Genomic DNA, 11,595 nt, shown 5'->3' on the forward strand with positions numbered 1-11,595 from the left:
CCGAACGAATCCGCCTCCGGGCCGAACCGCACGCCCTGGCATCCGGCCTCCGCCCGGGCCGCGATCGGCGGCGTCTGCTCGGGCGCCGCCCGGGCCGTGATGGCCTTCGTCCTGCGCGACGGAGCATGATCCTGCCCGGTCGGATCTGTATCGCGCGATACAGATCCGACCGGGCGGCCCAGTACGTCTCATGGCGCGGCGCAGACGACGCCAGAGCGGTGGGCCCTGCCGGCCGGCAGGGCCCACCGCCTCATGCGGCCGGGGTGTAGTGGACGACCGTGTCCTCGCACGGGCCGTCGGCGTACAGCGCGAGCGCATCGACCTCGCCCTGGTCCGCGACAAGGCCCCAGCGCAGCTTCGTGGCGACCCACTCGGAGATGTACCGGCAGGTGGCTTCCGGGCCGGCGGCATCCACTTCCGGGGGCCCTGGTCGGCCTTCTGCCGGTTTGAGCACGCGGTCACCGCCACCAGACTGGTGGCGGCGTCCTGGTCGTTGGCGTGCGCCTCGCGGCGCTTGGCGTCCCAGGCGCTCGCCCCAGCCGGCAGGGAGCGTCATTCCAAGTGCGCGATATTCGGAGCTGCGACCGCGCCCGGTCGCCGGTTGGCGGGCGGCGCGGCCACAAAGCCGATGATCAGCGCCGAATCGCTTGCTCAGCTGTCCGTAGGGTGGGATATCTTCCTGGCGCGGCACGTCGAGACTCTTCTCCGTGCCGCGTGAGGGAGGGAATCCATGCGCGACACTCTGCTTCAGCGCGCGGCCGCGTTGGCCATGACGCTGGGGCTCACATCGCTGGGGCTGCTCGGGGCCGGTGCGGCGCCCGCGCAGGCGGCGTTCAGCGACTGCCCCCAGGGCTACTTCTGCGGCTGGGCAAGCAGCGACGGCAGCAGCGCGGGACCGATGTTCAAGACGAACACGAGCATGCCCACGCTGGGGAGCTGGGACAACAAGATCGGGACGCGATACAACCGCACCGGCTTGAACGTCTGCATGTACGACCAGCAGAACTACGGACTCGCGGGCGGGTACTCGTGGGATACCCCCGACCAGAACTATCCGACCTCCGGCGGCGACCCTGATACCAGCTCCATCAAGCTCGTGCCCACGCTGCGCGAGTGTGAGGCGAAGCCGTATCCCTACTGGGAGACGGCGACGTCGCCGCGAGCGGGCGGGTTCGGCGACATGAACGGCGACCGGCGGGCGGATGCCGTGCTGCGTGACGAGGCCGGGCGTCTGTGGTTCATGCCCGGCAACGGTACCGGGCGCCTGATCGGCTCCGGCGGCTGGAACGCCATGAACGCCCTGGTGCGGCACGGTGACTTCAGTCGCGACGGCCGCGAGGACGTGATCGCCCGCGAGAGGGCCACCGGCAAGCTCTGGCTCTATCCGGGCACCGGCAGCGGGGGCCTCGGCGCGCGCAAGCTCATCGGCACCGGTGGCTGGAACACCATGGGCCTGCTCGCCGCGTTCGGCGACCTGTCCGGTGACGGCCGCTCCGACCTTCTCGGCGTGGAGAAGGCCACCGGCAAGCTCTGGCTCTACCCCGGCACCGGCAGCGGGGGCCTCGGCGCGCGCAAGCTCATCGGCACCGGCGGCTGGAACACCATGAACGCCCTCGTCGGCGCTGGTGACATGACCGGCGACGGCCGGGCCGACCTGGTTGCCCGTGAGAAGGCCACGGGGAAGCTGTGGCTCTACCCCGGCACCTCGACCCGGACGCTCGGAGCTCGCAAGCTCATCGGCACCGGTGGCTGGAACGCCATGAACCCCCTCCTCGGCGTCGGCGACACTTCCGGCGACGGACGGCCCGACCTGGAAGCGTCCGACGGCTTCTCGCTCTACCAGTACCAGGGGCTCGCCGCCGGCGGTCTGCGCAAGGTCGACCTCTACAACGGATCCTGGTGGGGCCTGGAAGACGCCACCGCCTTCTGACCCGCCCTTGAACGGCTTGGCCACCCCGTGCGACCTGCTCCGGGCCGGCCCGGCTCTCATCGGACATGTGCCCGGGCAGACCGCAGGTGCGGTCTGCCCGGGCACAACCGTCACGGAGCGGTGTAGTGGACGACGGTGGTCTCGCAGGCTCCGGGGCAGCAGCCGGTCACGGGCGGCCTCGGTCAGCGGACGTACGAGCGCTGACCGCCCGGCCCGACCACAGCGCGGCACCCGGCGGCCTTGAGCTGCCGGTCGGTGCGCCCGCAGAACTCCAGCACTCCGTCCGGGCGCCGAACCGCCAGGTCGCCGGTGCGGTACGGGAGCGGGCCGCCCCGCTCGGCGAACGGGTCCGGTACGAACCGTTCGGCGGTGGCCGCGGGCGTGCCGAGGTACCCAGCGGCCAGGCCGTCGCCGCCCAGCAACAGCTCGCCGGTCTCGCCCGGGCAGGCCGGCGCGCCGCTCGCGGTGACGACCTCGACGCGGGTGCCGCGCAGCGGCCGCCCGATGGGGACCGGGCCTGGTTGCGGCACGGCGTCGAGGATCTCGTGCACCGTGGAGACGGCGCCGTTCTCCGTCGGACCGTACGAGTTGAGCAACACCCGATCACGGCCTGCACCTGGTCATCGGCTTTCCCCGGTGCTCAGCCTCTCGCGCCGGCGTCAGGAGTGCGCGAGCCGGGCCGCGAGATAGGGTGCGGTGGCGCTGCGGCGGGACCGCGCCACCTTGGTCGGCGGGCCCGCCGCGACCACCCGCCCGCCCGCGTCGCCGCCGCCCGGGCCGAGGTCGATGACCCAGTCGGCGGTAGCGATGGTGTCCAGGTCGTGCTCGACGAGGACGACCGTGTTGCCGGCGTCGACGAGCCGGTGCAGTTGTCGCAGCAGGAGCGCGATGTCCGAGGGGTGCAGCCCCGACGTCGGCTCGTCGAGCAGGTAGAGCGCGTGCCCGCGGCGGGCTCGCTGCAGTTCGGTGGCCAGTTTGATGCGTTGTGCCTCACCGCCGCTGAGTTCCGTCGCGGGCTGGCCCAGCCGCAGGTATCCCAGTCCCACCTCGCGCAACGTCTCCAGACTGCGGGAGGCGGCCGGGACGGCGGACAGGAACTCGGCGGCGGCGTCGACGGACAGCGCCAGCACTTCCGCGATGCTCTTGCCTCGGTAGGTGACTTCCAGCGTCTCGGCGTTGTACCGGGCGCCCTCGCAGGCCGGGCACGGCGCGTAGGTGCCGGGCAGGAACAGCAGTTCCACCGCGACGAATCCTTCGCCCTGGCAGGTCTCGCACCGGCCTTCGGGCACGTTGAAGGAGAACCGCCCGGCCGAGTAGCCGCGCGCCCCGGCCTCGTCCGTCGCCGCGTACAGCTTGCGCACCGCGTCGAACATCCCGGTGTACGTAGCCAGGTTGGACCGGGGAGTTCGGCCGATGGGCCGTTGGTCGACCAGGACCAGACGGTCGAACGACTCGATCCCCGACGCGTCCTGGACGTCGACCTCCAGGTGCGCCTCGTCGGGTTCCTCGGGGACGAGTCCGAGGTGGCCGCGGACGACTTCGGCGAGCACCTGCGTCACCAGCGTCGACTTTCCCGAACCGGACACGCCCGTCACCGCTGTCAGTACACAGAGCGGTACGTCGACGGACACGTCGTGCAGATTGTGGCGGGAGACGCCACGCAGGCGCAGCCAGCCGTGCGGTGTGCGCGGGCGGTGACCGAGCGGCCGGGCGCGCCCGAACAGGTACTGGCCCGTGGCCGACTCCCCGACCTGCTCAAGACCTGCCACCGGGCCGCTGTACAGCACGCGTCCGCCGTCCTCGCCCGCACCGGGGCCGATGTCGACCACCCAGTCCGCCCGCCGTACCACGTCCATGTCGTGCTCCACGACGAACAGCGAGTTGCCCGCCGCCTTGAGGCGGTCCAGTACGTCCAGCAGCGGTTCCGCGTCAGCCGGGTGCAGGCCCGCGGAGGGTTCGTCGAGGACGTAGACGACGCCGAACAGTCCCGAGCGCAGCTGGGTGGCGATCCGCAGGCGCTGCGCCTCGCCCGGCGACAGGGTCGTCGAGCGGCGCCCGAGGCTGAGGTATCCGAGGCCCAGGTCGAGCAGTACGTCGATCCGCGCGACCAGATCGCCGCAGATCCGGACCGCGACCTCGGTCGTCTCCCCGGAGCGGGCGGTCGGCGTGGTGGCGTCGGCCTGGGACCGCCCTGCGACGGGCCGTAGCAGCGCCACGGCCTCGGTGAGCGGCATCGCGTTGATCTCGGCGATGGAACGTCCGGCGAAGGTCACGGCGAGCGCCTCGGGCCGCAGTCCGCTGCCGTGGCACTCGGGGCAGGGCACACTCCTGACGAACCGGAGCGCCCGTTCGCGCATCTTCTCGCTCTTGGAGGCGGCGAGGACGTGCATGACGTGCTTGCGGGCGCTCCAGAACTTGCCCTGGTATCCGTAGTCGACGCGGTTCTCCTCCGGCTCGACGTACACGGAGGGCTGTTCGTCCGTGTACAGCAGCCAGTCCCGGTCCTTCTTCCTGAGCCTGCGCCACGGTCGGTCGATGTCGATTCCCAGACCGTTCACGACGCTGCGCAGGTTGGCGCCCTGCCAGGCGCCCGGCCAGGCGGCGATCGCCCCCTCGCGGATGCTCAGCGAGGGGTCCGGGACCAGCAGGTCCTCGGCGACGTCGTGCACGACGCCCAGTCCGTGGCACTCCGGGCAGGCGCCGGCCGTGGTGTTGGGCGAGAACGACTCGGCCTCCAGCCGTGCGGCCCGGGGAGGATAGGTGCCGGCGCGGGAGTACAGCATGCGCAGCAGATTGGACAGCGTGGTGAGGGTGCCGACCGTCGAGCGCGAGCTGGGCGACCCGCGTCGCTGCTGCAGGGCCACGGCCGGTGGCAGTCCGGTGATCTCCTGCACATGCGGTGCGCCGACCTGTTGCAACAGCCTTCGGGCGTACGGTGCCACGGACTCGAAGTAGCGCCGTTGGGCCTCCGCGTAGAGCGTGCCGAACGCGAGCGAGGACTTGCCCGAACCGGAGACGCCGGTGAAGGCGACCATCGCGTCCCGCGGAACGTCGACATCGATGTTCCGCAGGTTGTTCTCACCGGCGCCCCTGACGTGCACGAAGGGATCGGTCGCGTTCTCGTTCACCCTTCCTGATTACCTGATCGCGCCGGGAACCGCGCGACAGACGCCGCGGAGGGCGAAGCGGGCGCCGCCACCGGCGGCCCTCCCCGCGGACGGGGGAGAGCAGTGGCCCGTCTGGCGCTCGTCGGCCGTCGGCCGTCGGCCGGTGGGGAGCCGGGGTCAGGGTGGGGTCGCCGGGCGCTCCCTCGTCGAGGGGGCCCGGAGAATGCCACCGGAACGCCGTTCCGCTGCGAGGTCGTCTCCCGCGCCGCACGAGCGCGGTCCCCTTCCTGTCCGTGTACTCGTTCACCCTGGCCGTCACGAGGGGCCGGGGCGTTGTCGGTGGCGGCCGGTGCGTCGCGGCCACGGGTGTCTGTCCGGTGGGTGTCGCCGCGCAGGACTGGTCGCGGCCGGGGCAGGACGGGTACGGGGACGTCGCCGCCGCGCCGGACATCGAGCCGAAGCGGCGCGGGCCGCTCCCTTACGAGCTGCGGCAGGCCGCACGGACGCCACCGGCCCCGCCCGCGCGGAAGGGCGCGTGCTGTCCTGCTCCGCTGACCCCGCGCCGGACCGGGCAGGTGGGCGACAGCCGTACTCGGGGTAGATGCTGGAGGTGCCCGGTGGCCTGTACCGCTGAAGGACGCAGACGTCGTGGCGCTGTCAGTGGCGGCGACCGGAAGGACCAGGTGGGATGGCACGTACGCGTGCGGAAGCGAGCACCAGGCATCCCCGGCACGCGCGCAGGGGTGAGGTACGGCTGCCCGCGGTCGTCGCGACGCTCGCCGCGATCGCCCTGTACCTGTTCCTGCCGCAACGGCTGCTGGTCGCTCCGCGCTACGTGCTGCCCACCTTGGAGTGCCTGCTGCTCGTTCCGCTGATCGCGATCAACCCGAAGCGTCTGACCCGGCAGACGAAGGCGTTCCGGGTGCTTTCCCTCACGCTCGTGGCGGTCATCGCCATCAGTAACCTGATGGCACTGGTCATCCTGGTCCACGAGCTGGTGTACGCCGGGGTGAAAGACGGCCGGTCCTTGCTGGTGGCGGCCTTGCAGGTGTGGCTCACCAACATCATCGTCTTCGGCCTGGCCTACTGGGAGCTGGACCGCGGCGGCCCGGTCAGCCGCACCCAGGCGCCCCGCTCGGCCCTGCCCCTGGCGGATTTCCGTTTCTCGCAGGACGAGAACGACGACGCCGTCCAGGAAGTGGCCGACGGCGCCAGCGGCACGTCGGACTGGGTTCCCACCCTCGTGGACTACCTCTACGTGTCCGTCACGAACTCCACGGCGTTCAGCCCGACCGACACGATGCCGCTGTCGACCCGCGCGAAGCTCCTGATGAGCATCCAGAGCGTCTCCGCCCTGGTCACCTCGCTCCTCGTGATCGCCCGGGCCGTCAGCATCCTGCACTGACCGGCCGCGTGGCCCGGGCCTCCTCCTTACGACGGCGGCAGGGCCGCACGGTCACGGTCTCGGCATCCTCGCAGGCCCGGCAAGCTCCACGCCGGCAAGGGCTACGACTACCGCCACCTGCGGAAACGGCTCTCCGGCCGAGGCATCCGACACCGCATCGCCCGCAAAGGCATCGAATCCTCTCAGCGGCTCGGACGACACCGGTGGACCATCGAACGCACCGTGGCCTGGCTCGTCGGCTGCCGACGGCTCCACCGACGCCACCAACGCAAAGCCGACCGCTTCCTCGCCCTCACCAGCATCACCCGCACCCTCGTCTGCTGCCGCAGACTCACCAAATGGGACGACGTCTGGGAACCGGGTTGGCCAGGTAGCCGGGTGACCCGGTAGCCGGGTAAACAGGCATACGAAGCTTCTGGCCGACGGTGGATCTTGGTCAGGACCCGTCTACGGCGTCTGACCGAGGTGGTCAGAGGCGGAAGGGATTGGCTCCGACACCGGCCAGGAGGTACCAGGCGGTGGCGCCGGTATGGCGGGAGGCGTAGTAGAGGTCGCCCTGGCCGGTGTCGAGGCCGTCGTCGGAGGCGGCGACGATCGCCCGGCCGTCATTGTTGGGGGCCGAGGTCTGGGCGTTCTCCAGGGTCTTCTGGAGGACAGCGGCGCCGGCCGCGTCGCCGGTCTTGTTGCGGACGTGGTAGGCGGCCAGGAGGTGAGCGGTGCCTTCGAACCAGACCTTGGTGGTGTCCATGGCGCCGAAGCTGACGCCCTTGAACAGCTTTTCATCGGTGCCGGGGTCCACCGGGCCGTCCGTGGCGGCCATGCGTCCCGCCGCCCAGTCGACGGTGCGCTCGTAGGCGGGGTCGAGGGTGGCCAGGTAGCTCCAGGTCTGCACGTCTTCGGGCACGGCGTCCTCGTTGGTGGTGACGCCGTCGAGGCCGGTGCCGGTCCACAGGTGGTTGCGGTCGGCGCTCAGCATCGTCTTGACGAAGGCGAACGCGTTGTCCGACCGGGCTTTCCACACCTGGTCGCCGGTGAGCTGGTTCAGCATGGCGAAGAACGCGCCGACGTCGATGTTGTGCTCGGTGGCCTTCCAGGTCCGCTTGACCATGCCGCTGCCGTCCTCGGCGGTGGAGGTGTCGGCGTATCCGCCGATGTACCCGCCCGCTCCGCGGTCGTCGGCCGAGTTGGTCTGGATCCAATTCGCAGCCCGCAGTGCTCCGTCGAGGTACCTGCCGTCGCCGGTGGCCTTGTAGAGATGGCAGAACGCCATGCCTGCCCAGGCCATGTTCCCGGTGTAGACCGACCAGCCGCCGATGTAGGGCGTGCCGGCCGGGTAGTCGCGGCCGAGCGTGGTGACGAACGGATTGGGCAGGTACGAAGCCCGGATCCGGCCGTCGTTCTCGGGGTCGTGGTCCTGGGCATACAGCAGGCTGTTGCCCAGTCGCACCGCGCGGGTCAGGTCACGACGGGCTCCCTTCGCCAGGGCGATGACGGTGACGGCGTTGTCGTAGGTGAACGACGACTGGTAGCCCTCGGTCCCGAACTTGGTGCCGGGTCCGAAGAAACCGCCGGTGTAGCTGCGGGGGACGCCGATGCCCGTACCGAACTCGTCCTGCGTGTCGGCGATGTAGCTGTAGGCGGCCCGCGTCGACGCCGCCGGGGCGTTCGCCACAGATGTGCCTGGGGTGGGCTGCGCGCATTCCGGCGAGGGCGGGAGGGAAGGGTCGTCGGAGCACATGGGCATCGATCTCATGTTCGGGCGCGCCAGGAGCGCCAGCCAGGCGCCCAGCCAGACCCGGTTGACGAACTGCGTCACCGGGTGCCCGGCGTCGTAATAGGTGTACTGGAAGTAGAAGTTGTTCGTCTCACTCCGCTGAGCGTAGGTGTCGGACATCGTGGCCCAGTTGTTGACGAACACCGCGATGGTGCTGGCGTCCAGCGAACCCCAGGTCCTGAAGGTTTCTATCAGCAGGTCTTCGATATGGCGGTTCCGGGCTGCCTCCACCAGGGCCACGATGACCATCGTGAGAGGCTCGCCCAGGTTGTCGCTTCGCAGGGAGCCGGACTGCGTTGCGCCGAGCGCAGTGATCGCCTGCTGGAGGCTCGGCCAGCTGATGTTGATGGGCCGGCGGTCCGAGGTGTCAGGAATCGCTCGGGTGAGCCCGCTGGATCCCATGTCCGGATACGATTCGCCGAAATTCAGCGTGTACAGCTGCGGGTTGGTGCCGGCCGGGAGAGCGTTGATGTCATCCGTGGACGGGTTCGGGAACCTGTAGTACCGGTTCTGGGCCGGCAGGTAGTAGCCCTGGACGTACGTGTTCGTTCGATTAATGACGAGTTGGACTTCAGGGGCGTGATCGGGGGTGATGTCCCTGAGCGACACCACGGCCATGCCGTCGCCGAGTTCACGCGGCTGCGTCTGTGCCGAACTTGTTCCGGTGGTGCGCGCCCCGCCCCTGGCCACCCCGTCCCGGATGTCCTGGACGAGGTTTCTGTAGTTGGAGATGAAATCTTCTTCGACGGCGGAGGCGGGACTCGCCAGGGCCGGGAGGAGGGAGACTCCGAGGACCATCGCGAGAAGGCCACGGATGATTTTGGGGAACATACGGTGCTCTCTTCCGGACATCGGATTCCTCAGAGTTCGTCGTGCACGGGCGGGGCGATCCCCGACCACGGCACGACATAGTCGATCGTGGCCACCGGCGAGCCGTCCGACTCCCTGGCACCGTCGGCCCAATAGGCCACGGTGTACGTCTTGCCGGGCAGCATCCCGTCGTCACCGGCCGGGATCGCCGCCGAGCCGTGGGAGGTACATCGTTCCGCAGAACGGCAGACCCAGTCCCAGTCGATGCGGTGACCGGTATCCAACTGGTCCTTCTCGTAGATCCCGATCCAGTCCTTGTTGTTGGCGGGAACCCGGCCGGTGGGGGTGATGTAGGTGACGACCAGTCCGGTATCCAGCTCCTGGAGAACGCCCTTCTCGCGAATGTGCGCGGTGGTCCACAGGGCGTCCACGAGTATGAACTTGTGGCCTTGCACGGTCTCGCCGTTCGCTGCAAAGGCTTGCACGCCCAGGGTGGCTGCGGTGGTGACGGCGGCGGTCAGGACGGCGGCAAGAAGGTTGCGCCGGGAGTCTTTCCAGCGGCCGAAGAAACGTGTTCGCGTTCGCATGGGATTGTTGTCTCCTTGAGGTTCACCAGGGGATGACGAAATCGACCGTGGCCGCCGGTCTGCCCTTTGATTCATTCGCCGCGCCGACCCAGTACGCGACGGTGTACGTCTTCCCGGACGCCAGCCCGTCGTTTCCAGCCGGGACGACCGCCGCTCCGAACGAGGCACACTTTCCGATCTCATTGGGGCAGACCCAGTCCCAGTCGATGCGATGGGCGGCGTCCAACTGGCCCTTCTCGTAAATCCCGATCCAGTCCTTGTTCTTCTGCGCGCCGGGATTCCACCCCAAAGGTCCGTAGTAGGGAACCACGACACCGGTGTCATCATCAGGAATGTTGAGACCCTTCTGATGGATCTGCGCGGTGGTGTACGTCGGTTCAAGCAGCATGAAATCAGAATCATAGGAGGGCTGGCTCGTGACATACGACGCCGTCACCAGCGCCTGGCCACCAGTTTTCGTAGACGTCCCCGTAATACCTAGCGTCGCCAGCACGGTAACGGCGGCGGTGGCTACCACCAGAGGGAGGAGTGACCCGCGCCTGCGCTCCGCCTGACGCCTGGAGATTCCCATTTCAGCTCCTTCATGAAATCACGTCGGCTCGCCATACCGAGGACCGTCGACTCCCGACATGATTCAATGGCGATTGAATCGCCCGCTCCCCCGCAAGAAGCGAAACCTTAGACTTCATCTTCCGCGGTGCGGCGAGTGCTCCAATTTTCCCCTTCCTCGCTATCGACTCGCTAATGAATGACTACCGATCAGAAAAGGTTCGGGCTCCGGGTCGTTGGTGGGGCGTTGGTGAGACTTTTCCAACCTCACGTCGAGGCGTGGTGAAGGACGACGACGTCCTTCACCACGTCCGTGATCCGGTGTGTGCTGCAGCGGAGCCTTCGACGACCCCGTGGTGGCGTGCGGCGGTCAGGTCGTGAGTCGACCCGGGCAGAGCCGGCGAGGCCCGGAGCGGCCGTCCGAACGGGTCGGCAAGGCTCTGGACGTTCATGCCGTGGCGTTCCTGTTTCCCGGAGGAGCACGGAGTGTCGGCGGCGACCCGGTCGATCGGCAGCAGGGTGCCGTCCAGGATCACGAACGCCTTCGCCCGGATCGTCTTCATCGCCTCGGCCGGGGACGGGGCGAGGGCGGCCAGTACGTCGACGGCCTGGCGTATGCAGCGGAAGGCGGTCGCGATCCCGATGCCGAACCCGGCGGCGAGCCGGGCGCAGGTGTCACCGCACCGCAGGTGGGCGAGGGCGGGCAGCGCCTGACGCCCTGGCGTCAGTCGTCGCCACCGCGTACCGATCTCCTGCCGCCGGGAGGTGAGTCGTCCGGCCAGATACCGCAGGGTGCGACTGGACAGGTCGATCGACGACGGGGGGACGAGCACGTGAGGCTCCCGGCAGCACGGTGGATCTGGGTCCTGACACCACCACCAGGAGCTTCGTCGTTGCGCAGGAGCGTCCCACTCGTGCCTGCTACGACCGGGTCGGAAAAGGCTCGGCGCCCGAGCCGCCGGGGCGGCCGCAGGCGAATCCGTGCACATTCCGCAGGCAGGTGACAGGCCAGCTCGGGCGGACAGTGGTGCCACGGGGCGCACCGCACGCGGAACACGCCCCATGCACGTCTGCTGCTGGTTCGGCAGCCCGGTCGCTGGTCCCAAGGCGCGGTTGGGATGGGCAGGTGCTCTCGCGCTCCTTGACGTAGCCCTTCACTCAGCGCATCGGCCTCGGCCGGAACCCGTACGTACGCCTTCGCGACGTGCGACGGCCGGCGCAGCCTCTCGGCGCTCGCGAACACCTCCGACCACGGCGCGGCGAGCACGGCGCCGGGCGGGCTCCCTGGAGGCGGTGTTCTGCTGCGAGCGGCCGGTCACGGGTGCCTCGCCGAGCGTCCGCTCCGTGACGCCGGCCCGCCCGGGGACGGGGTCGGTGACGGGCCGGTCGGCGGAGCGCGACCTCTCCGAGCGGCGCTGACGCTCCGCGCGGCG

At 69.5% G+C, this 11,595-nt stretch carries 7 protein-coding genes and 3 pseudogenes; 3 read left to right on the top strand and 7 right to left on the bottom strand.

Features of this window, described 5'->3' with window-relative positions; genetic code table 11:
* Window positions 1–250: 250 nt before the first annotated feature.
* A pseudogene (locus IE180_RS36180) lies at window positions 251–540 on the bottom strand (HNH endonuclease); the annotation flags it as partial.
* A 190-nt stretch (window positions 541–730) separates the two neighbouring features.
* Between IE180_RS36180 and IE180_RS06625 the strand changes: the two are divergent.
* On the top strand, window positions 731–1,930 hold the full coding sequence (locus IE180_RS06625) for an FG-GAP-like repeat-containing protein (protein WP_190155832.1): 1,200 nt from the start codon (window positions 731–733) through the stop codon (window positions 1,928–1,930).
* Window positions 1,931–2,112: 182 nt separating this feature from the next.
* Here IE180_RS06625 and IE180_RS06630 read toward each other — a convergent pair whose 3' ends face one another.
* Together IE180_RS06630 and uvrA are read right to left on the bottom strand one after the other, a co-directional pair.
* Window positions 2,113–2,529, bottom strand: coding sequence for an AMP-binding protein (locus tag IE180_RS06630; protein ID WP_190155833.1), 417 nt, complete (start codon window positions 2,527–2,529; stop codon window positions 2,113–2,115).
* Window positions 2,530–2,589: 60 nt separating this feature from the next.
* Entirely contained in the window at window positions 2,590–5,058 is a 2,469-nt protein-coding gene (gene uvrA / locus IE180_RS06635) for an excinuclease ABC subunit UvrA (protein WP_190155834.1), read from the bottom strand.
* A 667-nt stretch (window positions 5,059–5,725) separates the two neighbouring features.
* Between uvrA and IE180_RS06640 the strand changes: the two genes are divergently transcribed.
* Entirely contained in the window at window positions 5,726–6,442 is a 717-nt protein-coding gene (locus tag IE180_RS06640; RefSeq protein ID WP_190155835.1) for a DUF1345 domain-containing protein, read from the top strand.
* A gap of 69 nt (window positions 6,443–6,511) precedes the next feature.
* Window positions 6,512–6,832: pseudogene (locus IE180_RS37470) on the top strand (transposase); the annotation flags it as partial.
* Between the two features lie 79 nt (window positions 6,833–6,911).
* On the opposite strand, the gene IE180_RS06650 reads toward IE180_RS37470, so the two are convergent.
* The 4 genes and pseudogenes from IE180_RS06650 to IE180_RS06665 all read right to left on the bottom strand — a co-directional run.
* Window positions 6,912–9,047, bottom strand: a complete 2,136-nt coding sequence (locus IE180_RS06650) for a ribosome-inactivating family protein (RefSeq protein WP_190155836.1) — start codon at window positions 9,045–9,047, stop codon at window positions 6,912–6,914.
* 29 nt (window positions 9,048–9,076) lie between these two features.
* Window positions 9,077–9,613, bottom strand: coding sequence for a hypothetical protein (locus IE180_RS06655; protein WP_190155837.1), 537 nt, complete (start codon window positions 9,611–9,613; stop codon window positions 9,077–9,079).
* A gap of 22 nt (window positions 9,614–9,635) precedes the next feature.
* Window positions 9,636–10,184, bottom strand: coding sequence for a hypothetical protein (locus IE180_RS06660; protein WP_190155838.1), 549 nt, complete (start codon window positions 10,182–10,184; stop codon window positions 9,636–9,638).
* Between the two features lie 283 nt (window positions 10,185–10,467).
* Window positions 10,468–10,995, bottom strand: a pseudogene (locus IE180_RS06665) (transposase family protein); the annotation flags it as partial.
* Window positions 10,996–11,595: the final 600 nt, after the last annotated feature.

This window comes from Streptomyces litmocidini, from assembly GCF_014649755.1.
Lineage (GTDB): Bacteria > Actinomycetota > Actinomycetes > Streptomycetales > Streptomycetaceae > Streptomyces > Streptomyces litmocidini.